Origin of the sequence: Rhizobium sp. BK112 (genome assembly GCF_014193215.1) — a bacterium.
GTDB classification, from domain to species: Bacteria; Pseudomonadota; Alphaproteobacteria; order Rhizobiales; family Rhizobiaceae; genus Rhizobium; species Rhizobium anhuiense.
Genome location: NZ_JACHYZ010000001.1, coordinates 654935 through 679361 on the forward strand (window position 1 = coordinate 654935; position 24427 = coordinate 679361).

27 protein-coding genes are annotated in these 24427 nt (G+C 61.6%); 11 read left to right on the forward strand and 16 right to left on the reverse strand.

The features are described 5' to 3' along the window. Positions 1-3 precede the first annotated feature (3 nt). The 5 genes from FHT75_RS03060 to FHT75_RS03080 form a co-directional block, all read right to left on the reverse strand. Positions 4-786: an anti-sigma factor family protein gene (locus tag FHT75_RS03060; protein ID WP_063474629.1), complete on the reverse strand. Its 783-nt coding sequence runs from the start codon at positions 784-786 to the stop codon at positions 4-6. Continuing rightward, positions 783-1298, reverse strand: a complete 516-nt coding sequence (locus FHT75_RS03065; RefSeq protein ID WP_063474630.1) for an RNA polymerase sigma factor — start codon at positions 1296-1298, stop codon at positions 783-785. The genes FHT75_RS03060 and FHT75_RS03065 overlap by 4 nt, the downstream gene beginning before the upstream one ends. Before the next feature lie 46 nt (positions 1299-1344). Then, complete coding sequence (locus FHT75_RS03070; protein ID WP_047614143.1) at positions 1345-1725, reverse strand: lipoprotein; 381 nt, start codon at positions 1723-1725, stop codon at positions 1345-1347. Between the two features lie 150 nt (positions 1726-1875). Further along, entirely contained in the window at positions 1876-2292 is a 417-nt protein-coding gene (locus tag FHT75_RS03075) for a VOC family protein (protein ID WP_063474631.1), read from the reverse strand. Between the two features lie 45 nt (positions 2293-2337). Beyond that, entirely contained in the window at positions 2338-2673 is a 336-nt protein-coding gene (locus tag FHT75_RS03080; RefSeq protein ID WP_047610811.1) for a cupin domain-containing protein, read from the reverse strand. A gap of 143 nt (positions 2674-2816) precedes the next feature. Here FHT75_RS03080 and FHT75_RS03085 point away from each other — a divergent pair, with 143 nt between their 5' ends. Together FHT75_RS03085 and FHT75_RS03090 are read left to right on the forward strand one after the other, a co-directional pair. Then, a complete protein-coding gene (locus FHT75_RS03085; protein WP_063474632.1) occupies positions 2817-3389 on the forward strand; it encodes a MarR family winged helix-turn-helix transcriptional regulator in 573 nt (190 codons plus the stop codon). 117 nt (positions 3390-3506) lie between these two features. Further along, the gene (locus FHT75_RS03090; RefSeq protein WP_063474633.1) at positions 3507-3995 is read left to right on the forward strand and encodes an RrF2 family transcriptional regulator; all 489 of its coding nucleotides are present in this window, start codon (positions 3507-3509) and stop codon (positions 3993-3995) included. Positions 3996-4109: 114 nt separating this feature from the next. Here the strand turns inward: FHT75_RS03090 and FHT75_RS03095 are convergent, their stop codons facing one another. The 4 genes from FHT75_RS03095 to FHT75_RS03110 all read right to left on the reverse strand — a co-directional run bounded on the left by FHT75_RS03095 (position 4110) and on the right by FHT75_RS03110 (position 7458). Beyond that, positions 4110-5591, reverse strand: a complete 1482-nt coding sequence (locus FHT75_RS03095) for a mechanosensitive ion channel family protein (protein ID WP_063474634.1) — start codon at positions 5589-5591, stop codon at positions 4110-4112. Between the two features lie 93 nt (positions 5592-5684). Then, positions 5685-6101 carry a cupin domain-containing protein gene (locus FHT75_RS03100; RefSeq protein WP_063474635.1) on the reverse strand — a complete coding sequence of 139 codons (417 nt, stop codon included), beginning with the start codon at positions 6099-6101 and terminating at the stop codon, positions 5685-5687. 53 nt (positions 6102-6154) lie between these two features. After that, the gene (locus FHT75_RS03105) at positions 6155-6910 is read right to left on the reverse strand and encodes an SDR family oxidoreductase (protein WP_063474636.1); all 756 of its coding nucleotides are present in this window, start codon (positions 6908-6910) and stop codon (positions 6155-6157) included. A 68-nt stretch (positions 6911-6978) separates the two neighbouring features. Further along, a complete protein-coding gene (locus FHT75_RS03110; RefSeq protein ID WP_047610801.1) occupies positions 6979-7458 on the reverse strand; it encodes a carboxymuconolactone decarboxylase family protein in 480 nt (159 codons plus the stop codon). A 132-nt stretch (positions 7459-7590) separates the two neighbouring features. On the opposite strand from FHT75_RS03110, the gene FHT75_RS03115 reads away from it, so the two are divergent. Next, entirely contained in the window at positions 7591-8517 is a 927-nt protein-coding gene (locus FHT75_RS03115) for a LysR family transcriptional regulator (RefSeq protein WP_063474637.1), read from the forward strand. Between the two features lie 90 nt (positions 8518-8607). Further along, positions 8608-9735, forward strand: coding sequence for an ATP-dependent RecD-like DNA helicase (locus FHT75_RS03120; protein WP_047610798.1), 1128 nt, complete (start codon positions 8608-8610; stop codon positions 9733-9735). Between the two features lie 40 nt (positions 9736-9775). On the opposite strand, the gene FHT75_RS03125 is transcribed toward FHT75_RS03120, so the two are convergent. Then, complete coding sequence (locus FHT75_RS03125; RefSeq protein ID WP_063474638.1) at positions 9776-10468, reverse strand: MerR family transcriptional regulator; 693 nt, start codon at positions 10466-10468, stop codon at positions 9776-9778. Between the two features lie 451 nt (positions 10469-10919). On the opposite strand from FHT75_RS03125, the gene FHT75_RS03130 reads away from it, so the two are divergent. Next, complete coding sequence (locus FHT75_RS03130) at positions 10920-11672, forward strand: pyridoxine 5'-phosphate synthase (RefSeq protein ID WP_063474701.1); 753 nt, start codon at positions 10920-10922, stop codon at positions 11670-11672. Between the two features lie 246 nt (positions 11673-11918). On the opposite strand, the gene FHT75_RS03135 is transcribed toward FHT75_RS03130, so the two are convergent. Next, positions 11919-12827 (reverse strand): SDR family oxidoreductase, encoded by a 909-nt coding sequence (locus FHT75_RS03135; RefSeq protein WP_063474639.1) that lies wholly within the window; start codon positions 12825-12827, stop codon positions 11919-11921. A 123-nt stretch (positions 12828-12950) separates the two neighbouring features. On the opposite strand from FHT75_RS03135, the gene FHT75_RS03140 reads away from it, so the two are divergent. Then, positions 12951-13367: a winged helix-turn-helix transcriptional regulator gene (locus FHT75_RS03140; RefSeq protein ID WP_028757540.1), complete on the forward strand. Its 417-nt coding sequence runs from the start codon at positions 12951-12953 to the stop codon at positions 13365-13367. A 9-nt stretch (positions 13368-13376) separates the two neighbouring features. Here FHT75_RS03140 and FHT75_RS03145 read toward each other — a convergent pair whose 3' ends face one another. The 4 genes from FHT75_RS03145 to FHT75_RS03160 all read right to left on the reverse strand — a co-directional run bounded on the left by FHT75_RS03145 (position 13377) and on the right by FHT75_RS03160 (position 17234). Beyond that, entirely contained in the window at positions 13377-14585 is a 1209-nt protein-coding gene (locus FHT75_RS03145; RefSeq protein WP_063474640.1) for an MFS transporter, read from the reverse strand. Positions 14586-14712: 127 nt separating this feature from the next. After that, positions 14713-15336 carry a TetR/AcrR family transcriptional regulator gene (locus FHT75_RS03150; protein ID WP_028757542.1) on the reverse strand — a complete coding sequence of 208 codons (624 nt, stop codon included), beginning with the start codon at positions 15334-15336 and terminating at the stop codon, positions 14713-14715. A gap of 59 nt (positions 15337-15395) precedes the next feature. Further along, positions 15396-16313 carry a helix-turn-helix domain-containing GNAT family N-acetyltransferase gene (locus FHT75_RS03155; RefSeq protein WP_063474641.1) on the reverse strand — a complete coding sequence of 306 codons (918 nt, stop codon included), beginning with the start codon at positions 16311-16313 and terminating at the stop codon, positions 15396-15398. A 201-nt stretch (positions 16314-16514) separates the two neighbouring features. Then, the gene (locus tag FHT75_RS03160; RefSeq protein WP_028757544.1) at positions 16515-17234 is read right to left on the reverse strand and encodes an aspartate/glutamate racemase family protein; all 720 of its coding nucleotides are present in this window, start codon (positions 17232-17234) and stop codon (positions 16515-16517) included. Between the two features lie 147 nt (positions 17235-17381). On the opposite strand from FHT75_RS03160, the gene FHT75_RS03165 reads away from it, so the two are divergent. The 5 genes from FHT75_RS03165 to FHT75_RS03185 all read left to right on the forward strand — a co-directional run bounded on the left by FHT75_RS03165 (position 17382) and on the right by FHT75_RS03185 (position 23090). After that, a complete protein-coding gene (locus tag FHT75_RS03165) occupies positions 17382-17846 on the forward strand; it encodes an Lrp/AsnC family transcriptional regulator (protein WP_047610791.1) in 465 nt (154 codons plus the stop codon). Between the two features lie 26 nt (positions 17847-17872). Next, positions 17873-18418: a PH domain-containing protein gene (locus FHT75_RS03170; RefSeq protein ID WP_063474702.1), complete on the forward strand. Its 546-nt coding sequence runs from the start codon at positions 17873-17875 to the stop codon at positions 18416-18418. 127 nt (positions 18419-18545) lie between these two features. Next, entirely contained in the window at positions 18546-19055 is a 510-nt protein-coding gene (locus FHT75_RS03175; RefSeq protein ID WP_080759837.1) for a BA14K family protein, read from the forward strand. A 366-nt stretch (positions 19056-19421) separates the two neighbouring features. Further along, positions 19422-20687, forward strand: a complete 1266-nt coding sequence (locus tag FHT75_RS03180; protein ID WP_063474703.1) for an NAD(P)/FAD-dependent oxidoreductase — start codon at positions 19422-19424, stop codon at positions 20685-20687. A 447-nt stretch (positions 20688-21134) separates the two neighbouring features. Then, entirely contained in the window at positions 21135-23090 is a 1956-nt protein-coding gene (locus FHT75_RS03185; protein ID WP_063474642.1) for an elongation factor G, read from the forward strand. A 137-nt stretch (positions 23091-23227) separates the two neighbouring features. Here FHT75_RS03185 and FHT75_RS03190 read toward each other — a convergent pair whose 3' ends face one another. After that, complete coding sequence (locus tag FHT75_RS03190) at positions 23228-24274, reverse strand: NAD(P)-dependent alcohol dehydrogenase (protein WP_028757485.1); 1047 nt, start codon at positions 24272-24274, stop codon at positions 23228-23230. Between the last annotated feature and the right edge of the window lie 153 nt (positions 24275-24427).

A 24427-nucleotide genomic window follows, 5' to 3' on the forward strand; every position in this document is an offset into this window, starting at 1 on the left:
TCCTCACGACGGAAACTGCTTATAGCATTCCTCAGCCACCTTCCGTAGCGTCTCGCGGGAGATTTCGCCGGTGACGGCATAGCCGAGTTCGCCGTCGATCCAGTAAAAGGTCTCGACATTGCCCGACGAGGCGAAGCGGAAGCTCGTCGTGCGGTTGTCCGTGTTGCGGCCGACCAGGACAGTCAGGCGCTCGCCGGCCTGGTTCTCGTACATGAACATGGCGCCCGGCCTGCCGTCGACCGGCAGCAGGCGGCCGCCGACCAGCTTGAAGCCGAGCGGCTGCAGGTTCGGGATCTTGAGATTCTGGATTGCCAGGCGCTTGCCGAGCCAGGTGGCGAGATGGGCCTCCTCGTCTGCGAAGACCTCGACGGGGTGACGAACCTCGGCGGCATAGACCGCGAAGGCGGTCTCAGCCTGTTTCGGCAGCGTTTCGTCGCCGGCAAGCTGCAACTCCGGCTTTTCCAGAAGTGCTGGGCCATAATGGCCGCTGACGGCGCCGAGCGCGAAGACGACGAGGGCGGCCGCAGCGATCGCCCAGCGTTTCGAGCCTGATGGAATGGCGCGCGGGGGGACGACCAGCAGGGGGTCGGTGTCCTTCGCCTGCTCATAACCTGCAAACATCGAGCGGATCGCCCCATTTTGCGCCTGCCATGCGGCGACCATCGCCGCTTCATCGGGATTGTCGGCCAGGAAGGCCTCGATGCGGGCACGCGCCGTTTCTGGTAGTTGGCCGTCGGCATAGGCGTGGAGATCGGCTTCGGTGACGCTCGGATTGGTCTCGTTCATTTCGGTCTCCGAAGCGTAATGATGTTGTCGGCCTTTAGCCGCTCGGCGATGCGCCGGCGGGCGCGCGACAGGCGGGACATGACGGTGCCGATCGGGATGTCGAGCGCGGCGGCGACCTCGCCATAGGTATATCCCTCGATGACCACGAGCATCAGCACGGCGCGGTGTTCTTCCGAAAGGCTGTTCAGCGCATCGTCGAGCCGCGCGCGCTCCAGCGGATCGGCCGGTGGTTCGGAAGAGGCCATATCCTCAGCCGCGTCGAGTTCGATCAGGCCGTCGCGCGCCTTGCCGCGCCGGCCGTTGCGATAGAGATTGGTCATGATGGTCAGGACCCAGCCGCGCAGGTTGAGGCCGCGCCATTGGCCACGGCGCGTGAGAACCTTCTCGACGCAATCCTGGAGCAGATCCTCGCCATCGGCATCCGAGCGCGTCAGGCTGCGCGAATACCGCCGGAGCGAGGGCAGGAGGGCCAGGATCTGGCCCTCGAAGGTTTCGGGTGCGGGTATCTTCACGCCGGCTCTCTGGTGATTTGGGTCTGGGCGATCAGGGCCGCCACAATCAGGGTTTGGCGAGATCCCAATTGCCGCCGACGCCATCGCCGGTGATGTCGCCTGCCTTCTTGTCTTTGACCCAGAAATAGAGCGGCATGCCGTCCTTGGCCCATTGTTTCGTGCCATCCTTGCGATCGATGATCGAATATGCACCATCGGCCTTGGCGTCGCCAGCGGCCATCAGCGGTGGCCAGTTCTTGGCGCAGTCGTCGTTGCAGTTGGAAACGCCCTTGACGTCCTTCTTGAAGGTGTAGAGCGTCATGCCGTTTTCGCCGGCGAGCACCTTGCCCTTGGCGGAATCGACGGTCTTGACGGGAGCGGCGGCGAAAGCAGCGGTCGCGGCAAGGGCGGCGGCCGCCACGACGGACAGAAATTTCACGGACTTCATGATGTCTCTCCTCAGATTGGGCACGCAATCTTGCGATGCCTGAGATGAGACACGAGGCGAGGCAGTTTTATTCCCAGGTGGCGAAATTTTTACGGGCGAGGCTGGCCGAAACCCGCTTCGCCCGTGCGGTCGCGTCGGGTGGCTTGTCGGCTATTGCCCCGAGGCGGACGCCGCCGCCATATCGACCCATACCGCTTCGAATATATGGCCGTCGAGATCCTCGAAGGCGCGGTTATAGAGCCAGCCCATGTCTGTCGGGGCGCGCGGATCGGCCTTGCCGCCGGCGGTTGAGGCCGCCTCGACGATGGCGTCGACGTCTTCACGACTGTCCATCGTCAGTGCGATCAGCATTTCGCTCGCCTTCTCCGCTTCGGCAACAGGTTTTGGCGTGAAACTCGCGAAGAAATCGCGCGTCAGCAAATGGAAGATAATCGCCTCGGACCAGACCATATTCGAGGCCTGGTGATCGCTGAACTGTTCGTTCTTGCTGCATCCGATCGCTTCGTAGAAGCGGGTCGCAGCAGCAATGTCTTTTACCGGCAGGTTCACGAAGATCATCTTGGACATTGCGGTTTCCTCCTCTTTGGGGTGTTTTTCGGGGGCAGTCTCGCCTCACACAAACTCCTGCACGATAGTGTCGCTGGCATGAATGCAGACGATTTCGAGCCGTCCCGTGCCGACATTTTCGAAGCGGTGGGGAATGTTGGCGGCCACGACGACGATATCACCGGGAAAGGCCCGGGTTTTGGCGTCACCAACGGTGAACTCGGCTTCGCCTTTCCGGACGGCCCATGTCTCGGAATAGGGATGGACATGCAGATCGGGGCCCTGGCCGGGCTCGTTGTCGACGAGGAAGAGCGATATCTCGCCGCCGTAATCGTGGCCTTCGAAGCGGACCGTCCTGCTCTGATCCGGCCGTGGTTCCTGGTGTCGAAGAATCCTGAACATCACGTGCCTCCTGCTCGTGCCGTCTGCGAACGCAAACTATCTTTGCGAGAAGATATATCTCTGAAAATTATCTTCCCGTCAAGATATCTTCCGTGAATCGAGTGAAAGGTGTATGTCTCGCCCGTGGTGATATGAGGCAGAGAATGATGGATGGAACTGAAGGGAACGGTGACCGCCCCGAGGACGAGGGCCGCCCGAGCGAGGACCATGTCGACCGGCTGCGCCGGCAATGGACGCTGGAACTGCCCGACCTCGACACGGAGCCGATGGCGATCCTGGGGCGGGCCTTTCGGCTGTCCAACCTGGTGCGCCCCAGCATCGAGGCGACCTTTGCCGATTTTGGCCTCGACCGAGGCGAATTCGACGTGATCGCAACGCTTCGCCGTTCCGGGCCACCTTACCGGCTGACCCCAACGGACATGTATTCGGCGCTGATGATCTCGTCGGGAGGCATGACCCACAGGCTAGACCGTCTGGAGAAAGCGGGCTTGATCTGCCGGGAGAAATCGCCACGTGACGGGCGCAGTGTGCTGGTGGCGTTGACAGAAGCCGGCGCCGCACTCGCCGAAAAGGCCTTCCGCACCGATATGGCGAGCGAATCCTCGTTTCTGCAGGCTCTTGACGGACAGGAGCGCGAGGCGCTCGCGGCGCTGCTGCGCAAGCTGATTGCCGGGATTGAGAATGATCAGGCGAGGGGCGAGAGCGAGGCCGGCTGAGGTTCACGGCTCAGGCGGCAACACGCTGCTTATGCAGGTCGTTTACATCATACCGGTTTTCGGATATGATATATCCTTAATTCCAATGGCCGAGCCAGCCATCACAAGAGTTGCCGAATGATCCTGAAAAGCCAGGTCGAGTGGGCGTTGCATTGCTGCGCCATTCTCGCGGGCCTGCCAGAGGGCAGGTACCTTTCCACCAAGGCGCTCGCCGAGCTTCATGGTTTGCCGAAGGAATACCTCTCCAAGGCGCTGCAGAGCCTTTCGCAGGCATCGCTGGTCAACACCACGCTCGGCCCGAGCGGCGGCTACCGGCTTGCAAGACCCTCGTCCGAGATCAATTTCCTCGACATCGTCGAGGCGGTCGAGGGAAGCGCGCGCAGCTTCACCTGCACGAATATCCGGGAAAACAATCCATGCCGGGCGGAAGGCTATTGTGACAGCAAGCCTTGCGCGGTCGCCCGCATCATGTGGGAAGCCGACGAGGCCTGGCGCAATACGCTGAGGCGCGTCCGGCTTTCCGATCTCGTCGGGATCCTGTCCGAGGAGGTTCCGGCCGAACTCTGGCAGAGCACCTTCGCATGGGTGCTGAAGCGCGCCGGCTGAGGGGAAGACCGCGCTTGAGGGCATTTCCGCTTTTCTTTGAGCCACGGAAATGCCCTGTATTTGTTTTTCGCAATTCCGGACGCAAAACTGCTGCGCACTCTTACTGGAATTGCTTTATGCCCTGAAGATGGTCCTGATGGTTTTCAGAATGGCGCGCGCGCTGCCGGCATGTTCCGGGGGCAGGGCGGCGCCGTCGCGAAAGCGCTCGGCGCGGCTGGCGAGGTCGTCGGCGATCTCTTCTGCCAGTGTGGGACGTTCGTTCAGCAGCGGCGCGAAGGCCTCCTGATCGATTTCATAGGCGATAACCGGGGTCAGCGCCTCCAGGGTGCAGACTTCCTGCATGCCCGCGAGCAGCCCGGTCTCTCCGAAGAAATCACCTGGTGCCAGCCGCCCACGCTCCTGATCTCCGTGGCGCGCCGCGATGATGCCCGCCCGCACCATCATCAGCGATGGCAGCATTTCGCCCTCCCGCACGATGACATCGCCCTTGCGGAATTCGCGCACGGCCGTGGTCTCGGCGAGTTTCTGCTTTTCATCACGCGTCAACGTCGCAAAGATCGGAATGGCCTCGATCAATTCGAGCGGCGTCACGCGGGGCGGCCGTGCGCTCTCTTCGGTCGGCAGTTCGCCGGTCAGGACGGAGGCCGCGGCTGGAACGGCCAAAAGCAGGCCGGCCGATTTGCAGTGGCGATAGACGAGGTCGAGCACCTCGTTTCGCGCCGGCACACGCTGGCTGGGGCTCGTTACCCGGAACTGCAGCTCGACCTCCAGCGCCGTGGCATCCAGCCCCTTGAGCGCCACAACCGGCGGCGGTTCGCGGACGATCGAATTGCAGCTCGCCAGCGCTGTCGCCATCACGTGCCGGACCGAGGCGGGCATCCGCGTCGGGGCGATGCGGATGGTGAGGATCAAGAGATGGGTCTCGTCCGGCCGGCTTACATTCGTCAGGCCGAGCTTTGCCAGAAAACTGTTCGGCAGAACGACGATATTGTTTGCGCTGGTCAGGATATGCGTCGCGCGCCAGTTGCTTTCGACGACACGCCCCTCCGTGCCGTCGCTGAGGAGGATCCAGTCGCCGATGATGTAGGGCCGGCCGAGCGTCAGCGCGATGCCGGAGAAGACGTCGGCGAGGGTGTTCTGGAGCGCCAGGCCGAGAATGATGGCGACGACGCCCGAGGTCGCGACGAGCGTACCGATCGGCACGCCGAAGACGAAGGCCAGGACCGACAGAGCCATGCCGATATAGACGACGCCGATGACGAGATCCTGGAGCAGGCGGGCCTCTCGGGGGCTGCCCTCCAGCACCAGATACAGTCTGATGAAACCGATGACGGCCCATGCCAGATGGATCCACCAGAGCGATTTCGCGACGATGACGAGCAAGGCCTGCGGATCCTCGGACTCATATCCGTGAAACCGGTGAGGTTCGATACCGCTGCCGACGAGGATCAGTGTCATCGCCGCAAAGAAGAGAATCTGCACCACCAGTCGCGTCGTCGGCCGATGGCTGGAGAGCAGATGCCAGACGACGATACCGGCGAAACCTATCGCAATGAGGGATATCAGAGGCTTGCCGAAGAGCACGTCGTAGATCATCTCTCTGTCTCCGGGATAGGGCGGGCCGCACATGATTCAGCATCTCGGCCGCCCGCGCAAGCATCGGGCTTGCACGGGCGGTATCGGCGGATGTCACTTCTTGAGCGGGTAGGTGAGTTCTTTCTGATTGGTGTCGACGACGAAAACGGCGAGCAGACGGGCGGGCTTGGTCTCGCTGTCGTTGGCGCTGACGCCGTGACGATCGCCCGGCATTTCGGAGAAACTCTCTCCGGCATGATAGACCTTGACCGGGCCGTCATTGACCTGGCTGCGGATCGCTCCTTCGAGCACGGTGGCATAGATGAAGGCGGTGGTGGGATGGGTGTGGCCTTCGGAGAAGCCGCCCGGACCGTATTCGACCAGCACGCCCTTGATGCTCTTGCCCGGCACGTTCGGAAGCTCGTGCTCGTAAACGAGGGTGACCTTCGAGGCCTTGTTTGCGTCGTGCGCGCCGGCGCCGGTGGCTGCAAGGCAGGCGAGGGCGGCGGCGAGGAATGATGTTCTGATCATCGGAATCTCCATGGGATCGTGGTGCGCAGGGCGCGCATGGCGCCCTGGCAAGATCACTTCGGCTGCGCGGTCTTTGCGAACCATTGCTCGAAGGTGATCGAGCCGAGCCGCGGGTTATTGTCGGAAACGAGCGACTGGTCGTTGAGCCTGGCGCCGAAATATTTTGCTTCGGCATCAGCCTCGACGGTGCGCGGATCCTTCATGGCCTTCAGATATCTGGCGACGAGCTCGCTCAGGCGCGCCCGTTCCGGACCTGATATCTCGATCGTCGCGTTGGCGGGCGGTGAGAGCGCCACATCCGCCATGACATCGGCGACGTCGTCGGATACGATCGGCTGCACATAGGCCGGCGACAGGCGAACCGTCTGGCCGACAGTGCCCGATTGGGCGATGCCGCCGAGGAATTCCATGAACTGCGTCGAATGCACGATGGTGTAGGGAATCCCTGACGCCTTGATCAGCTTTTCCTGGGCGAGCTTGCCGCGGAAATAGCCGCTTTCCTGCAGATGCTCGGTGCCGACGACGGACAGCGCGACATGATGCTTCACGCCGGCCACCTTTTCGGCGGCGAGAAGTTTGCGGCCAGAGGTCTCGAAAAATTCGAGCACGGCCTTGTCTTCGAAGGATGGCGAATTGGCGAGATCGAGCACGACTTCGGCGCCTGCGAGCGCCTCGGCCAGTCCTTCTCCCGTGATCGTGTTGACGCCTGAGTTCGGCGATGCGGCTACCACGTCATGTCCCTGCTTGCGCAGACGTTCGACAGTCTTCGAACCGATGAGGCCGGTTCCGCCGATGACAACGATTTTCATAACAGATCTCCGTTCACTGCCGAGATGCGGCAGCGTTAAAATTGAATCTTCTCAATGAATTGCGAAGCTTAGTTCAGTCCTGCCTTGTCGAGGCCGTAAGCCTTGTCGGCCGAGCCGGGCACGGTCTTGAAGCCGACATTGACGCGGTTCCAGGCATTGATGGCCATGACGACGAAGGTCAGGTCCGAGATTTCCTTCTCCGAAAGCTGGCCGCGAACCCGTTCGTAGATCTCCTCGGGAACGCCGCCTTCCGGCAGCTTGGTCAGGGCTTCGGTCCAGGCAAGGGCGGCGCGCTCGCGGGGAAGGAACAGGTTCGATTCCCGCCAGATGGCAACGTGGTGGATCCGTAATTCGCTCTCGCCATAGATCTTCGCCTGCTTCACATGCATGTCGAGGCAAAAGCCGCATCCATTGATCTGCGAAGCGCGGATCTCGATGAGAGCCTGCAGCTTTTCGTCGATCACGCTGTTCTTCAGCGCCATGCTGAATTCCATGAATTTCTTGAAAAGCTCGGGGGACTGCTGGGCGTAGTTCAATCGCTGGGTCATATCGTTTCTCCTCTAATTAAGGATACAAAATATCCTTATGGATATAAGATATCCTTAATTGCTGGACTGTAAAGCCATTCTCGCTTAGTCTGGCTGCATAAGGCCTATGCGCAAAAGTATGAGGGGGCGGGGATGGATATCGTATCGGCATTGCGGACCTTTCTGCGCGTCGTGGAGACGGGCTCGTTCTCGGCGGCGGCGCATGATCTTGACGTGACGCAGCCGGCGGTCTCGCGGCAGGTCGCGGCCCTTGAGGGGCATTTCAACACCCGCCTGCTGCATCGCACGACGAGTGGCCTCTCGCTGACGGCGGAGGGTGAACGGATGCTGCCAATGGCGATGAGGATTCTCGAGGCGGTGGAGGAGCTCGGCGATGCCGCCGGACCGGAAGGTGCCATGGCCTCCGGAAAGGTCAGGCTCAGCGTTCCAGCGCCACTCGGCCTCTATCTCAGTGATCGGCTGGGCGATCTTCTCGCCGCCCATCCGAAACTCTCGGTGGAACTGATGTTCCGGGAACAAAGCTCCGACATGATCGAGGAGCGCCTCGACCTCGAGGTGCGTCTGGGCTCCGTCGCCGACAGCAGCCTCGTTTGCCGGCGGATCGGCTGGACGACGGCCTTCCTCGTCGCCTCGCCCGCCTATCTCGCCCGCAGGTCGCCGCCGCGGACGCCGAAGGACATCAAGGACCATGAATGCCTCTGCTACAGCAGGGCCGGCGATGCCTGTTCATGGTCGTTTTCGAACGGCTCGGAAGACATATCCGTCAGGATCTCGCCGCGGCTGACGGCGTGCAGCGCCGTCGCCATTCACAGGGCGGCCCTTGCCGGCGCGGGCCTAGCTGTGCTCTCCCACATCATCGCCGTGCCGGATATCGCCGCGGGTCGGCTGATCCCCGTCATGAACGACTTTCAACCGACCCGGCTGCCCATTTATGTCGTCTATCCCTCCCGCAGAAACATACCGCTGCGGGTCAAGACGGTTCTGGACTTTCTGACTGATGCCATCGGGCAGGATCCGTCGATGTCAGCAAGCGGAGCGGATCGGCGGTGGGAGGGATGATTGTCGGCCGGGCGGATTTGGCGTCATCGGCCTTGCCGCGTCAGTTTCCGCCTTGCCTAACGCCCGCGAATCCTGCCAAGTCGTGCAATCATGCAATTTGCGCCGCAACAAGACGAAGCCCTCAAGGCTGTTTCGAAATGGCTGAATGAAGGGCGCTCGCCGCTCTTTCGCCTGTTCGGCTATGCCGGAACGGGAAAGACGACGCTTGCCAAGCACTTCGCCGAGAATGTCGATGGCGATGTGCTGTTTGCCGCTTTCACCGGCAAGGCCGCGCAGGTGCTGCGCTCGCGCGGCGCCTCCAACGCCCGGACGATCCATTCGCTGATCTACCGGCCGCGCGGCGAGGAGGCGGTGGAGGACGAGGAAACCGGCAAGACGTCGATCGCGCCGATGTTTTCGATCAACCGGCAAAGCCCGGTCGCCAAGGCTGCGCTGATCATCGTTGATGAATGCTCGATGGTCGACGAGGCGCTCGGCAAGGATCTGATGAGCTTCGGCACACCGATCCTGGTGCTCGGCGATCCCGGCCAGCTGCCGCCGGTCAGCGGCGGCGGTTACTTCACCAATCAGGACCCGGATTACCTGCTCACCGACATTCACCGCCAGGCGCGTGACAATCCGATCATCAAGCTTGCCATGCAGGTGCGCGAAGGCAATGAGGTGATGTATGGCGATTACGGCACGGCCAAGGTGATCTCGAAGAACGAGGTGACGCAGGATCTGGTGATGAAGGCCGACCAAGTACTCGTGGGCACCAACCGGACGCGCCGCCGCTACAATCAGCGCCTGCGCGAGCTGAAAGGCTTCAATGCCGATTATCCGCAGACCGGCGACAAGCTTGTCTGCCTGCGGAACGATCCGGCCAAGGGCCTGCTCAACGGCTCGCTCTGGCAGGTGATGACCTCGTCGAAGGAAACGACGAAGCCCGGCATCAATCTGCTGGTCCGCCCCGAGGACGACGACATGGACCGCGGCGCTGCCAAGATCAAGCTGCTGAAGCAGGCCTTCGAAGATGTCGAGGGCGAGATCCCCTGGAACACCCGCAAGCGCTACGACGAGTTCGACTATGGCTATGCGCTCACCGTGCACAAGGCGCAGGGTTCGCAATGGAACGATGTCGTGCTGTTCGATGAGAGCTGGGCGTTTCGCGATACGCGGGAGCGCTGGCTCTATACCGCGATTACGCGCGCGGCGGAGACGCTGACGATCGTCCGTTGACGTTTGGCGGGCAGGAGACGGTGGCGGCCGTCGTGTGTGTTCAGGCCTGCACAATGCCGAGCAGAACCGCCTTGGCGATGGCCTGAAAGCGGTTGTTGGCGCGGAATTTCAGGATGATCCCGGCCTCGAGATCCTTGGTCTCGTCATGTTTCAGGTCGAGCGCCCGGGCGATGCGCTGGGTGGAATAGCCTTCCGCCATCAGTTCGAGGCAACGCCGCTCCTGTGGACTCAGGCTGGCGCTGTCCTGATTGTCGTTCAACGGCGGCTCCTCGATGGTGCCGTCGTAATCCAGGAGGTCGCCGACCTGTTGGAGCTGGCGGTGCAGCGTCGACATCTCGGCGGTCAGCTCGCGCTTGCGTACCTGCAGGGCCTCGCGGAACATTGCCTCGGCCGATTCCTGCGAATCGGCGCTGCGAAGCTCGTCCATCAATTCCTGGATGACGGCGATCGCCATGCCCGTCTCACGGCAAACGGTGATGACGGCCATGCGCATCACGTCGTCCTGCCCGTAGACCCGCATCAGGCCGATGCGATTGGCCGAAATCAAGCCCTTCTCTTCGTAGAAATGCAGTGTCCTGTGTGTCACCCCGAATGCATTGGCCATATCGGCGATGGGCACGGGACCATCAGATAGATCCGGCGGCAGCGCGGCTGAAGGCAGGAACCGATATTTCGATCGGGCCTCCGAAGCGATACCGGCGGTGGCAAACAGGCGTTTGGAACCGTCTGGCATGAACCCTCCTAGGGCATGTTGTTGCACCTCATGCGGATTTGCCAGTTGCTTCCCATGCGCGGCGAGTGGGGTTTCCTCTAAGCGTTCTTCTCAGTGGGAAAGAAGCAGTACGCGGCGTACTCTACGCGATACGATGTCCACGTTATGCGTGAACGATCTTTTTTATAAGTGCTAAAAATAATCTCTTTTAAATGGGATAGCAACTTTACCGGCATATTTTGCCGGGTTCTTGGGTGTGTCGCACAAAAACATGTGCTGCACTGCGGAATCTCGCGGTCCTCTTCAAGGGTGACGGGATTTACTATCTGCGGTACGCGTGCGGCAAATGCTCAGCGCAATTTCGGTGTCCATCAGCGATTGGCATCGCATCCATTTGTGAATCTCGTTGGCCATCACGGAGCACATGGCTTAAAAGCAGGGCCTCCCATTTTCATGACCGATGGATTTCGCCATGCCCGCCAAGCTCTCCGTGAACCTCAACGCCATCGCCATGCTGCGCAACCGGCGCGATCTGCCCTGGCCAAGCGTCGAAGCGCTCGGGCGGATCGCACTCGCCTCCGGCGCCAGCGGCCTGACGGTGCATCCGCGCCCCGACCAGCGGCACATCCGCTTTTCCGACCTGCCCGTGATCCGCAACCTGATCGACGACGAATTTCCCAAGGCCGAATTCAATATCGAGGGCTATCCCACCGAGGAATTCTTCGAACTCTGCGCCGGGGCGGCGCCCGAGCAGGTGACGCTGGTGCCCGACGATCCCGCGCAGGCGACATCCGATCACGGCTGGGATTTCCGCAAGCACCGGGCGTTTCTGACTGATGCCGTCGCCCGTTTGAAGAAGATGGGATGCCGGGTGTCGCTGTTTGCCGATGGCGACGGGGATGCCGAAGCAGTCGAGATCGCCAAGGCAGTCGGCGCCGACCGGATCGAACTTTATACCGGCCCCTATGGCGGCTGTTACGGCGCGCCGGAACGGGCGGCCCCGATCCTCGAAGCACTCGGACGGACGGCGGATGCGGCCCTTGCAATCGGCCTTGCCGTCAATGCCGGCCATGATCTGACAGTTGAAAACCTGCCAGCGCTGGTGAAACGCATTCCCGCGCTTGCTGAAGTTTCGATCGGCCACGGGCTGACCGCCGATGCGCTGGAATACGGCATGGCGGAAACGGTACGGCGCTTTTGCCGCGCCTGCGGGCAGGCAGTTTGATCGGGGCGTTGCCTTCAACGCTTTGACTGGAAGCGGGTTATTACGCTTCTGTCTGTGAGTCACACAATGCGTTTTGAAGCAAGAGTCTCCCGCGCCCAAGGACCTGGGCGCGCTGGATTCCTGTGCCTGTCACAGGAATCCAGCCACGGCGCGCCCTGGCCGTGCGTGACTCATCTGCCCTGATGAGGGATCCAGAATCGGAGTTCGCTCATCCCTGCGACTAGCGCAGGAACACAGCGAAAGGCTTCAATGGCCTCCGGCATTGCCTGACGCCGTCAGGGCCGCCTTGTGTTCCACGAAGAAATCCTTCAGCGGCTGTGGTTGTTTGCCGGTCAGCTTGGTGAAGTCTTCGGTGACGATCGCGAAGTTGCCGGCGCGGATGTTGGCGTCGGCCGAAACCAGCATGTCGGCGACGAAGCCGGGAAGACCCGCGCCGCGGATGCCCTGGCCGAGCTGTTCGTCATTGACGTCGACGACTTCGAGCGGCTTGCCGGCGGCTTCGGAGACGATGGCGGCGATCTGCCGGTTGTTCAGCAATTGCGCGCCGGTTAGCGTATAGGTGGCGCTCTCGGCGGTGCCGGAGGCAAGGGCTGCGGCGATGGCCAGCGCGCAGTCGTCACGCGAGATGGTCGAGATCTTGCCGTCGCCGGTGGCGCTGTACCATTTGCCGCCCTGCAGGTTGTGCGGCATGCCGTGCAGGTAATTGTCGTGATACCAGGCGTCGCGGATGATCGTGTAAGCGATGCCGCTTGCCTTGATGGCGTTCTCGCTGCCGAGATGATCGGGCGCGAAGGAAACGAGCGAATTGTCCGGCGCCGGCATCGAGGTGTAGGCGATGTGCTTGACGGCGGCTTTGACGGCCGCTGCAACGGCGCCCTTGTGCTGGGCGATACGCTTGCCGGGCGTGTCGAGCGCGTCGGTGCTGATGATCAGCAGGCGGTCGATGCCGGCAAAAGCCTTTTCCAGGCCTGCCACATCGTCGAAATCGGCCTTGCGGGTGAGAACGCCCTTCTTTTCCAGCTCGGCGAGCTTTTGCGGGCTGCGCGTTGCCGCGACGATGCTGCCGGGCGCGACCCTGTAGGTCTCGATGAGGTGGTGGATGACACGCTGGCCGAGCTGCCCGGCAGCGCCGGTGACCAGGATGGTTTCGCTCATAGGTCGTTTCCTTCTATGTTTTGGTGGCGGTCTCAAAAAGAGAGTTACACTAGAATAGGAATTGACTTGGCGGTGTAAAGGAGGCAGTTTTTCGGCTCTACGTTACCAAAAAGGAACCAGCAGATGACCGGCGCGGTCCTCAGTCTGAAGAACAGAATGCCGGGGATGCGGCGCGAGATCGATCTCGCCAGTCTCGATTTTTCGAATTGCCCGGTCAGGGACATGATGCAGCAAATTGGCGGCAAATGGTCGACGCTGCTGCTCGAAGTGCTGGCGGCTCGGCCCTGTCGCTTCGGCGAGCTGCGGCGGATGCTCCCCGATATCTCGCAGCGCATGTTGACGCAGACACTACGTGACCTGCAGAGGGACGGGTATATCCATCGCGAAGTGTTCCCGACCAAGCCGCCGAGCGTCGAATATTCGATGACCGAACTCGGACGCTCGCTCTACCAGCCACTGTCGCAGCTGCTGAACTGGGCGGAGGCAAACCACGACGCCGTTCGCGCCGCCCGTTCGCATTTTGATTCCACCGACAAATAGGCTGGCTTCCTACCGGCCGCGCCCTTCCGTCAGGAACAACAGGAAGGCTAGCGCCGGAAAGCAGAAGCCGATCCAGGCTGTCATCGTCCAGCCGCCGGTGGCATAGGCCCAGCCGCCGAGCGCCGAGCCGAGCGCGCCGCCGGCAAAGAAGGTCGCCATGAACAGACCGTTGAGCCGGCTGCGGTGTTCCGGGTTCAGGGCATAGATGGCGCGCTGGCCGCAGACCAGATTGGTCGTCACGCCGAAATCGAGAAGGATCGCCGCGGCCGTCAAAAGCAGCAGAGCGGTGAGCGAACCGTCCGTGGCGAAATGGCTGATCACGAAGGAAGCCATTCCGAGCAGCATGGCAATCGTCGAGGCGATCCTCGTCATGCCGCGGTCGGCAAGCCGGCCGGCGATCGGCGAGGCGATGGCGCCGGCAGCGCCTGCAAGCGCAAAGAGGGCGATGCCGTTCTGTGTCAGGCCGAAAGCCGGGCTTGCAAGCAGCAGCGGCGTCGTCGTCCAGAACAGGCTGAAGGCGCCGAACATACCGGCCTGGTAGAGCGCGCGGCGCTGCAGCACGCGCGAGGTCAGCGCCAGATGACCCATGGAGGCGAGCAACTCGCCGTAGCGCAGCTTCGTCTTCGGCAGCCGAACCGGCAGGTTGAAGCGCAGCACGACGGCAAGCACGAGCATCAGCGCCGCGGTGAGGTAATAGACCACATGCCAGGAGGAAGCTTCGGCGACGAAGCTTGCAAAGGGGCGAGCCAGCATGATGCCGCAGAGCAGGCCGCTCATGACATTGCCGACGACCTGACCGCGCGTTGCATCCGGCGCCATGTTGGCGGCGAAGGGAACCAGGACCTGAACTGCCACCGACGAAAGACCGATGCAGAGCGAGGCGATGAGGAAGGCCGTCGGCGTCGACGACAGCGCCGCGCCGATCAGCGCAACGGCGGAGACGGCGATCAGCAGCAACACCAGACGGCGATTTTCGGTGAGGTCGCCGAGAGGCACGATCAGCAACAGGCCGAGCCCGTAGCCGATCTGCGTCAGCGTGACGATCAGGCCGGTGGCGGCAGGCGTGAAGCCAAGATCGGCGCTGATCGGGCCGGCAAGCGGCTGGCCGTAATAGAGATTGGCGGCCACCAGTCCGCAGGCGGCGGCAAAAAGGAAGGTTAGCCAGGGGGATAGCGCCCTGGGAATGGCCTTATCCGGCGTGGTGGCTGAAATGCTCATCGGGAACTCCGGTATTCAAAGATTGAAAGGAATGATTTCAAATGGTCTTGCCGCCGGCCACCCGCTTCCGGCTGTGCAACAGCTTGCCGCTCCTCCGAGAGAATGGCTTGCCTTTCTCCGGGGGATGTCAGGTCACCAACTTCATCGCGGCTTCGGCGACGGCCGCCATTTCTTCACCGCTGCGCTCCACCTTGCCGATGACGCGCATGCCTTTGGTGAGGCAGAGAAGCGCAAGCGCGGTCGCTGATATATCGAGGTCTGCAGAAATCGAGCCGTCGGACTGGCCGAGGCGGATCAGATCGGCCAGCAGTGTCTCGTCGGTCATGAAGGCGGCGGCGACACGTTCGGCCGCTTCGCTGTCGAAGAGAGCGAGATCGCCGGCGCTGCCGACCACCAGGCAGCCACGCCTGCCGGTTTCGCCGTGGGAGGAGGCCGCAAAGAAGGCGATCAGCGCATGCAGCTTATCCCGGCCGGTCTCTGCCTTGGCGAGTTCGGCATCGAGCATGCCACGGCGCACGGCGCGGTAGCGGTCGAACGTTGCAAGGAAGATGCCACGCTTATCGCCGAACGCCTTGTAGACACTGCCGGCGGCAAGACCCATGGCCTCGGTCAGTTCGCTGATCGAGGCGGCGTGATACCCGCGCTCGGAAAAGACGCGTAGGGCAGCGTCGAGCGCTGCCTCCACGTCGAATTCGCGCGGCCGGCCGCGGCCCCTGGTCTTTTCTTGATGTTCAATGGTCGCCGTATTCATGGCATCTAATTAGGAAATGTTTGTTTCCAAATCAAGCGAAACTTTTGCGACGCAGCAAATCACAGAGCCAGAACCCAGTTCTGGCCGTTCGCCTCGGGGCCGAACATGCGGTGTCTCTCCTCGGAGACAAGCCGGAAGCCGGCCTTGATATAGATGGCGCGGGCGGTCTCCAGCATGTCGTTGGTCCAGAGCGAGAGTTCGCGGTAGCCCTTCTGTCTGGAGAAGCGGATGCATTCGTCGACCAGCATCTTGCCGAGCCCGAGGCCGCGGGCTGATTTGTCGACATAGAGCAGACGGAGCTTGGCGATGCCGTCGCCGCCATTGGTGACGAGGGCCGAGCCGACATTGACGCCGCCGCGCTCGGCGATCCAGCAATATTCCTTGGCCGGATCGAAATTGGCGAGGAATTTCCCGGCAACTTCGGCGACCAGCGCTTCGAAGCGCAGGTCCCAGCCATACTCCTCGGCGTAGAAACGGCCCTGGCTCTGAACGATCCAGCCGATATCGCCGGCGCGATGGGCGCGGATGACGGCCGGTGCGGGTTTGGCCGTAGGGTCGAGGAGGGCGCGGATGGTGTGCATGGCCGAGACTGCCGCCTCCGGCTCGCCGGCCGCGAGATTGTCGAAACGGGCGGCGATCTGCGCATTGGCGCGCCGGCCGAGTTCTTCGAACTGCTCACGTCCCCGGTCGGTGACAATGATGACCTGGCTGCGCAGATCGGCCGGATCCGGACTGGTCTCGATCAGTCCCTCTGCGCGGAAACGCTTGAGGATACGGCTGAGATAGGCCGGGTCGAGATGCAGGTCGCGGACCAGCGCCACGGCGCTGACACCGTCATGCGAGCCGATCTCGAAGAGGATGCGGGCATCCGTGAGCGTGAATGCGGTGTCGAGATAGGCCTTGTTCAGGAGGCCGAGGAAGTTCGTATAGAAGCGGTTGAAATCGCGCGCGGTTTCGATGAGGGCGATATCGGACATGGCAAAGATCTCCAGATGGAAACCTTGTCAGACTGCTGACAAGTCGGCCCACTCATCTTTCGTTTATCCTCGGCACAAGGCCGAGGATAACGCCGAGGAGAGAACGAGCCTTGTCAACAACTCAAGAATCTCCAAATAGAGATCTTGTCCTGTATTTAATGGACTGAGTCAACTAATTTGGCAATCCGAGGCGAGACACTTTCAGGCCGCTTCCTCTTCCGCGATCTCGTCCGCGCCAAGCGCGAAATCGACTGCCGCTCGCGCATGAATCGCCGTGGTGTCGAAGCCGGGCAGCGGCAGATGGTCGGGATCGAGGATCAGGCAGATCTCGGTGCAGCCGAGGATGATGCTGTCGGCGCCGTTGTCGATGGCGCGTGATATGACCGCCATGAGCTTGTCGCGTGAGCTGTCGAGTACCTTGCCGGCGCAGAGTTCATTGAAAATGATGTCGTGCACGGTGGTGCGGTCGCCGGCATCGGGAACCATGATGTCGAGACCGAGGTTTTTCATGCGGTCGCTGTAGAAGCCGTGTTCCATCGTGTAGCGGGTCGCAAGCAGCAACGGGCGCTTCCGGCCGCCGGCATGCAGCGATTTCGCCGTCTCGTCGATGATGTGGATCAGCGGCACGGAGATCTTCTTGGCAACCTCGTCGGCAATCAGATGCATGGTGTTGGTGCAGATGAGGATGCAGCCGGCGCCAGCAATCTGCAGGCGCAAAGCCACGTCGGCAAGGCGACGGGCGGCCATATCCCAGGCGCCGGCCTTCTGAAGGGCGACGATCTCCTCGAAGTTCACCGAATGCAGGATGAGTTCGGCCGAGGCAAGGCCACCCTTGCGGTCTCGCACCATCTCGTTGACGAGACGGTAATAGACCGCCGAACTTTCGAAACTCATGCCGCCGATCAGGCCGATCGTTTCCATGTCTTCACGCTCTCCATGATTCTGAACTTTCGAAAATGATGCCGTAATCCCGGCGCGGTGTGTTTGCGTTATTTGTTTCCATGGTGGGATATGTGCTATAATTTTGCGCCATTTGATGAAATCGTGCAAATATTGGGCGGAGGATACATGCTTGATGATCGCGACAGGCGCATTCTCGACATGCTGCAAAAGGATGCAGGCATATCCGTGACCGATCTTGCGGAGCGCGTGGCGCTTTCGGTGTCGGCCTGTTCGCGGCGTATCCAGCGGCTGGAAGAAAGCGGCCATATCGCCCGGCGCATCTTCGTGCTCGACCGGGAGAAAATGGGCGTGCCGACGACGGTCTTCGCTCTCGTCAAGACGGCTCACCATTCCGACGAATGGACGGAAAGCTTTCGCCGGATCATCGGCGACATTCCCGAGATCGTCGAGGCGCACCGACTGACCGGCAATCACGATTACATTCTGAAGATCGTGCTGCCGCGCGTCGAGCATTACGACGTGATCTACAAGCAGATCGTGCGCAAGCTCGAACTCTTCGACGTCTCGGCGTCGATCTCGATGGAAGAATTGAAACATGGAATGGCAATACCGGTGGGCTACGCCCGGTGAAAAATCATTTGAAGGGGCATGACAGTATGAGCGATAGCGATATTCGTAGCTTTCTCATGCCGGGGGAAAAGCTTCTTTGGTCAGGGCATCCCGGACAAGGATTTCTTTTGACATCGCGGGATTTCCTCCTCGTTCCGTTCTCGCTTTTGTGGGGCGGCTTTGCGATCTTCTGGGAAATTACTGCCATCAGCACGGAAACGCCGGTATTCACAAAATTATGGGGTATTCCGTTCGTACTCATGGGCCTTTACCTAATGGCCGGACGCTTTTTCGTCGATGCGGCTGCCCGGGCTCGGACGGAATATGTACTGACCAACAGACGTGTGATCATTCGCAGAAGCGGGCTCTTTCGACATTTGTCCACCAACCAGCTCGAACTCCTGCCGTCGATCAGTCTTGAAGAGGGCAGCCGCGGCAAGGGTACGATCAAATTCTGCGTGCCGTCCAACAGGAGGATGAGCGGCTGGACGCCAAGTCTGGCCAACGAACCTCAGCTTCTGGGGATCGAGGATGCGCGACACGTTTACAGCCTCCTGGAAACAGCAAGGTCGGATTGCACCAGCAGCCGATAATTCGCAGTGCCATCGATAGGGATTAATGTGTCTCTATAAGGAACGTTTTTGGACATATTGCGTTCACCTTTGGTTCAGGAGGAGGGGAAGATATTTCCCTCACTTGGAGGAGCAGAGGAGAACAGTCATGAGAAAGCTGACCGTCGCCGCGTTGTGCTTGATCATAGGTGCCCCCGGCATCACGCCGGCTCAAGCGTTTCCGGCTATCAACCCACCCAGGATCGAAGCGCAGCAGCAGATAGAGCATGTGCAATGGCGTGGCCGAGGCGGCCACTGGGGTGGCGGCCATTACCGAGGCGGCTATTACAGAGGTTACCACCATAACCATGGAGCGGACTGGGGCTGGGCCTTGGGTGGCCTAGCCGTCGGCACCATCATTGGCGGCGCATTGGCACAGCCCTATTACGGCTCGTATTACGGTTCACCCTACGGCTATTACGGCTCGCCCTACCGCTATTACGGTTCGCCGTATCGCTATTATGGCCGGCCCTATCGGGCCTATGCGTCGTCTGGCTATTATGGACGGGGCGGCAACCACGAGAGTTGGTGCTATGCGCGTTATCGGTCGTACAGGGCGTTCGACAATACCTTCCAGCCCTATCATGGACCCCGTCGCCAGTGCGTCGGTCCCTATTGATTGCTGCGCCGTGAACTGTTCCGGGCCGACTACCCGTTCGAACGCTATGTCTGTGTCGCACCTCGACCGAGGCTCTGGGCAGTTATAATTCTGCCCGACGTCCGCTTCACAAGCGTCGCCGGGTTGGATTGCAGGAGTTGCCGATAATCTCGGCGCTAAAGCGCGCCGCGATCGGACTCGTTTGTCGCGCTTTGGTCTAGGCCTTTCAATTCCAGCATGTCGTTCTCGCAAAACCGCTGCACACTTTTGCGCGACATGCTCTTTCGACTGCGGGTGACGCAGGGGAGACATGCCGAAACGGCGGTTGCAACCTTTGCGGCGAGGGCCACATTGGCTTTCAGCGAAATGGCGCAGAAGGGGCAGGTCATGGGCGATCATCATGTCGTCGTTGTCGGCGGCGGTTTTGGCGGGTTGCAACTCGTCAACGGTTTGAAAGGCGCTGGCGTCAAGATCACGCTCGTTGACCGGCGCAACCATCATCTCTTCCAGCCGCTGCTCTATCAGGTGGCGACGACCATTCTCTCCACCTCGGAAATCGCCTGGCCAATCCGCCGGCTCTATGCCGACCGGCCTGACGTGACGGTTCTGCTCGGCGAGGTCACAGGCGTCGACAGCGGCACAAAGACTGTTTCCCTCCGTAACGGCATGACTCTTGGTTACGATACGCTGGTGCTGGCGACCGGGGCGACGCATGCCTATTTCGGCCATGATGAATGGGAGCCGGTGGCGCCGGGCCTGAAGACGTTGGAGGATGCGACGACGATCCGCCGGCGCGTGCTGCTTGCCTTCGAGAGGGCGGAGATGGAGGCCGATCCAACCGTGCGCGATGCGCTTCTGACCTTCACCATCGTCGGGGCCGGGCCGACCGGTGTCGAGCTGGCCGGCATCATTGCCGAACTCGCGCATTTCACGCTGCCCAAGGAATTCCGCAACATCGATACGCGCAAGACCCGCGTCGTGCTGGTCGAGGCTGGTCCGCGGGTGCTGCCAACCTTCGCCGAAGAGCTTTCGGCCTATGCCCAGAAGGCGCTGGAGAAACTCGGGGTCGAGATCCATCTCGGCAGGCCGGTGACGGAATGCAATGCCGACGGCGTGAAGATCGGCGACACCTTCGTTGCCAGCCGGACGATCGTCTGGGCAGCCGGCGTCACCGCCTCGCCGGCGGCACGGTGGCTCGGCGTTGCGGCCGACCGGGCAGGGCGCGTCGTGGTCGAGAAGGATCTGGGCGCGCCGGGGCTACCCGACGTCTTCGTCGTCGGCGATACCGCATCGGTGATGCGCGAGGACGGGAAGCCGGTGCCGGGCATCGCGCCTGCCGCCAAGCAGCAGGGCGGCTACGTCGCCAAGGTGATCCGTGCCCGTCTGTCCGGCAAGCCGGCACCGGCGCCCTTCCGCTACTGGCACCAGGGCAGCCTCGCCACGATCGGCAAGAGTGCGGCCATCATCGATTTCGGCCGGATCAAGCTGAAGGGCTGGATCGCCTGGTGGATCTGGGGTCTTGCCCATATCTACTTCCTGATCGGCACCCGCTCGCGCTTCTCCGTCGCCTGGAGTTGGTTGTGGATCTATCTGAGTGGCCAGCACAGCGCCCGGCTGATCACCCAGAAAGAAACGATGCGAGAGGAGGAGTAGGCCTCCTTTGCCCGTGAAAGCTGTCCGGGAATGCGCCGTCTCTCCTGCCTCATTCTGAGGTGCACCCGGAGGGCCTCGAAGGATCGGGGACGGCCACCGGCGCTTCACCCAGCGACATCTGCATGCAGCATGCACCGCTTAGCCACCCGCCCTCGTAGTTCGAGACGGCCCTGCGTTTGTCGCTGCAATCGATCACTGGATCGATTGCTTCGCTCCTCACCCTCACCATGAGGGCTGATTGTCGTGCCCTGCGGCACACATGTCGGAGCCTTTAGACAACGCGATACGCCCAAGCTTGACACATCTCCCCGCACACCCTTAGCATTCCATCCGCGTCTCCCAACCACCGGGAGGTGCGCATCCAGCCGTAGCAACGGGTAGAGGTTCCAATGCGCCGATTCACTTCTCACGAAAATCACATTCGAAATTCTGAGAAGTTGGTGGTTCATGCGCACTTTGAATCTGGGCATTCTCGCCCATGTAGATGCAGGCAAGACTAGCCTTACCGAAAGACTGCTTTTTGACGCCGGCGTCATCGACAAGCTCGGCAGCGTCGATACCGGCAATACACAGACGGACACTCTCGAACTCGAACGACTACGCGGCATCACGATCAGGGCGGCGGTGGTGTCGTTTGCGATCGGCGACAGGATCGTCAATCTCATCGACACGCCCGGCCACCCGGATTTCATCGCCGAGGTCGAGCGGGTGCTGGGATTGCTGGATGCCGCGGTCGTCGTCGTTTCGGCGGTCGAAGGCGTGCAGGCCCAGACACGGGTGTTGGTGCGAGCGCTGCGGCGGCTTGGCGTTCCCTTCATCTTCTTCGTCAACAAGGTCGATCGTCTTGGGGCCCGATATCAGGAGGTGGTGGAGGCCCTAGCCGCGCAGCTGGCGGTCCGCCCCATCGCCATGTCGTCGGTCATCGATGCCGGAGCCAAGCTTGCCCGGGCGGAGACGCTCGCGCCGGGAGACGAGCCGCTTTTCACGCCGCTCTGCGAGGCACTGGCAGAAAACGACGAGGCCCTGCTTGCCGATTATATCCTTGCTCCCGGTCGCCTGACCGAGGAAAGGCTTGGGCGCTGCCTGGCCGATCAGGTGGCGAGCGGCCTCGTCCATCCGGTCTTCGCGGGCGCAGCGATGACCGGTGTCGGCATGCCCGCCCTGGCATCGGCCATTGCGACGATCTTGCCCGGCCGGTGCTCCAATCCGGATGGCCCGGTCGCGGGCAAGATCTTCAAGATCGAACGCGGCTGGGGTGGGGAAAAGCTCGCCTATATCTACCTCGCCTCAGGCACGGTGCGGCTTCGGCAATATCTGGACCTGCCCAGAGGCCCGGAACGGGTGACTGCGATCCACCTGTTCGAGGCCGGCCGGATCGAAGGCGCCGAGAGACTTCGCGCAGGGCAGATTGCCCGCGTCGCCGGCCTTGCCGGCGCCCGGATCGGGGATGCGGTGGGCGGAGATCCCGCGGGCGGGCGGGCTCACTTTGCGCCGCCGACGCTCGAAACCCGGGTTCTTGCGCGGCGGCCTTCCGACAAGGCGGCGCTCTGGCTGGCGCTGAACCAGATGGCCGAACAGGATCCCTTGATCAATTTGCGCCGCAACGAGGAGACGGACGAAGTCTTCGTTTCACTCTACGGCGAGATGCAGAAGGACGTTATCCAATCGACCCTGCTGACGGATTTCGGACTTGAGGCAAAGTTCGAGGAAAGCACCGTCATCCTGGTCGAGAGGCCAGTCGGGACCGGGGCCGGCCTGCAGATCCTCTTCAAGGAGCCCAATCCCTTCCTGGCAACCGTCGGCCTGCGCGTCGAACCACGCCCTCCCGGGGCGGGCAACAGCTTTGCGCTCGAAGTGGATGTCGGCCAGATGCCCATCGCCTTTTATCGAGCGGTCGAGGAGACCGTGTTCGAAGCGCTGAAACAGGGGATTTTCGGCTGGCAGGTCATCGATTGCCACGTGGCGATGACGGCGGCCCGGCACAGTTCGCCTGCAAGCACCGCCGCCGATTTCCGGCAGTTGACGCCATGGGTGCTGGCAACGGCGCTATCGGCCGCGCGGACCGTGCTCTGCGAGCCAATCGACCGCTTTTATCTCGAAACGCCCGCGGAAAATTTGAGCGGCGTGGTCACCCTGCTTGCAAAATCGGCAGCAACGACGACGGATTCGGTCATTGCCGATGGCGTCGCCCGGCTCGAGGGTACCATGGCGTCTCAGATGGTCCGCGGTGTCCAGCAGCAATTGCCGCGCCTGACGAGCGGGGCGGGGACCATGGAAAGCAGCTTCGATCATTATGCCCCAGTGGCTGGCCCGCCGCGCTCGCGCCCGCGATCAGGTCCTGATCCGTTCAACGGCGTCGAATATCTGCTGCGCCTGCATCGACTTGCCGGAGGCATATCGTGACATCCGAGTGTCGCATTTGATCGTGGGTGGCAGACGGTGCGGCTGCGCCCAAGGGCGGAGATCTTGACAGCACCGCCACAGTTGAAATCGCCCGACATTGAAAAAGGCGGCCCCCGAAGGAGCCGCCTCTCGTTTTCTTATGCTGCCAGCGAGGCGATGTCGATGACGAAGCGGTAGCGGACGTCGCTCTTCAGGACGCGTTCATAAGCTTCGTTGACCTGCTGGATGTTGATCTTCTCGATCTCGGAGACGATGTTGTGCTTGCCACAGAAGTCGAGCATTTCCTGGGTTTCCTTGATCGAGCCGATCATCGAGCCGGAAATACTCTTGCGGCCGGGGATGATCGAGAAGGCGTGCACGGGGATCGGATTCTCAGGCGCGCCGACCACCACGAAGGAACCATCCACCTTCAGAAGGCCGAGATAGGCATTCCAGTCGATTTCGGCGCTGACGGTGCAGATGACCAGGTCGAAAGTGCCGGCGAGCTTCTTGAAGGTTTCCGGGTCGTTGGTGGCATAATATTCCTTGGCGCCGAGCTTCAGCCCATCTTCCTTCTTGGAAAGGCTCTGGGAAAGAACGGTGATATCGGCGCCCATGGCCGCACCCAGCTTGACGCCCATATGGCCGAGGCCGCCCATGCCGACGATCGCGACCTTCTTGCCGGGGCCGGCATTCCAGTGGCGCAGCGGCGAATAAAGCGTGATGCCGGCGCAGAGCAGCGGCGCGGAGGCATCGAGCGGAAGGTTGTCCGGGATGGACATGACATAGCCTTCCTTGACGACGATCGAGTCGGAATAGCCGCCCTGGGTGCGTGTCTTGCCGTCGGCTTCGAAATCATTGTAGGTGCCGCTGAGACCCGGCATATACTGTTCGCGATCGAGGTCGCGCTCGGCGCAGCCGATACAGGAATCGACGAAGCAGCCGACGCCGACGCGGTCGCCGACCTTGAACTTGGTCACGGCGGAACCGACGGCCGAGACGATGCCGGCGATCTCATGGCCCGGCACGATCGGATAGACGGCGTTCTTCCATTCGTTGCGGACAGTGTGGATGTCCGAATGGCAGATGCCGGCAAACTTGATGTCGATCACGACGTCATCGGGGTTGGGGTTGCGGCGTTCGAAGGTGAAAGGGGTCAGCGGTTTGGAAGCGTCGGTTGCGGCGTAGCCTCTTGCAATAGGCATGGGAACCTTCCTTTTCGATTGTGGTGGGGGTTGAACGGGATGGCGGACTATTGCCCGGAACTGCGTGAGAGGGTTAGAGCGATCCTCTCAGCTTTTTGCACGATCCTGCAAAAGTGAGGCGCCGGCCTGTTTGCGAAATGGCGAAGGCACTCT

Excerpts from the sequence above, each read along its gene's own strand:
- FHT75_RS03060 (WP_063474629.1), bottom strand. The coding sequence starts at position 786 with ATGAACGAGACCAATCCGAGCGTCACCGAAGCCGATCTCCACGCCTAT.
- FHT75_RS03070 (WP_047614143.1), bottom strand. The coding sequence starts at position 1,725 with ATGAAGTCCGTGAAATTTCTGTCCGTCGTGGCGGCCGCCGCCCTTGCC.
- FHT75_RS03075 (WP_063474631.1), bottom strand. The coding sequence starts at position 2,292 with ATGTCCAAGATGATCTTCGTGAACCTGCCGGTAAAAGACATTGCTGCT.
- FHT75_RS03080 (WP_047610811.1), bottom strand. The coding sequence starts at position 2,673 with ATGTTCAGGATTCTTCGACACCAGGAACCACGGCCGGATCAGAGCAGG.
- FHT75_RS03085 (WP_063474632.1), top strand. The coding sequence starts at position 2,817 with ATGATGGATGGAACTGAAGGGAACGGTGACCGCCCCGAGGACGAGGGC.
- FHT75_RS03090 (WP_063474633.1), top strand. The coding sequence starts at position 3,507 with ATGATCCTGAAAAGCCAGGTCGAGTGGGCGTTGCATTGCTGCGCCATT.
- FHT75_RS03095 (WP_063474634.1), bottom strand. The coding sequence starts at position 5,591 with ATGATCTACGACGTGCTCTTCGGCAAGCCTCTGATATCCCTCATTGCG.
- FHT75_RS03100 (WP_063474635.1), bottom strand. The coding sequence starts at position 6,101 with ATGATCAGAACATCATTCCTCGCCGCCGCCCTCGCCTGCCTTGCAGCC.
- FHT75_RS03105 (WP_063474636.1), bottom strand. The coding sequence starts at position 6,910 with ATGAAAATCGTTGTCATCGGCGGAACCGGCCTCATCGGTTCGAAGACT.
- FHT75_RS03110 (WP_047610801.1), bottom strand. The coding sequence starts at position 7,458 with ATGACCCAGCGATTGAACTACGCCCAGCAGTCCCCCGAGCTTTTCAAG.
- FHT75_RS03115 (WP_063474637.1), top strand. The coding sequence starts at position 7,591 with ATGGATATCGTATCGGCATTGCGGACCTTTCTGCGCGTCGTGGAGACG.
- FHT75_RS03120 (WP_047610798.1), top strand. The coding sequence starts at position 8,608 with ATGCAATTTGCGCCGCAACAAGACGAAGCCCTCAAGGCTGTTTCGAAA.
- FHT75_RS03125 (WP_063474638.1), bottom strand. The coding sequence starts at position 10,468 with ATGCCAGACGGTTCCAAACGCCTGTTTGCCACCGCCGGTATCGCTTCG.
- FHT75_RS03130 (WP_063474701.1), top strand. The coding sequence starts at position 10,920 with ATGCCCGCCAAGCTCTCCGTGAACCTCAACGCCATCGCCATGCTGCGC.
- FHT75_RS03135 (WP_063474639.1), bottom strand. The coding sequence starts at position 12,827 with ATGAGCGAAACCATCCTGGTCACCGGCGCTGCCGGGCAGCTCGGCCAG.
- FHT75_RS03140 (WP_028757540.1), top strand. The coding sequence starts at position 12,951 with ATGACCGGCGCGGTCCTCAGTCTGAAGAACAGAATGCCGGGGATGCGG.
- FHT75_RS03145 (WP_063474640.1), bottom strand. The coding sequence starts at position 14,585 with ATGAGCATTTCAGCCACCACGCCGGATAAGGCCATTCCCAGGGCGCTA.
- FHT75_RS03150 (WP_028757542.1), bottom strand. The coding sequence starts at position 15,336 with ATGAATACGGCGACCATTGAACATCAAGAAAAGACCAGGGGCCGCGGC.
- FHT75_RS03155 (WP_063474641.1), bottom strand. The coding sequence starts at position 16,313 with ATGTCCGATATCGCCCTCATCGAAACCGCGCGCGATTTCAACCGCTTC.
- FHT75_RS03160 (WP_028757544.1), bottom strand. The coding sequence starts at position 17,234 with ATGGAAACGATCGGCCTGATCGGCGGCATGAGTTTCGAAAGTTCGGCG.
- FHT75_RS03165 (WP_047610791.1), top strand. The coding sequence starts at position 17,382 with ATGCTTGATGATCGCGACAGGCGCATTCTCGACATGCTGCAAAAGGAT.
- FHT75_RS03170 (WP_063474702.1), top strand. The coding sequence starts at position 17,873 with ATGAGCGATAGCGATATTCGTAGCTTTCTCATGCCGGGGGAAAAGCTT.
- FHT75_RS03175 (WP_080759837.1), top strand. The coding sequence starts at position 18,546 with ATGAGAAAGCTGACCGTCGCCGCGTTGTGCTTGATCATAGGTGCCCCC.
- FHT75_RS03180 (WP_063474703.1), top strand. The coding sequence starts at position 19,422 with ATGGGCGATCATCATGTCGTCGTTGTCGGCGGCGGTTTTGGCGGGTTG.
- FHT75_RS03185 (WP_063474642.1), top strand. The coding sequence starts at position 21,135 with ATGCGCACTTTGAATCTGGGCATTCTCGCCCATGTAGATGCAGGCAAG.
- FHT75_RS03190 (WP_028757485.1), bottom strand. The coding sequence starts at position 24,274 with ATGCCTATTGCAAGAGGCTACGCCGCAACCGACGCTTCCAAACCGCTG.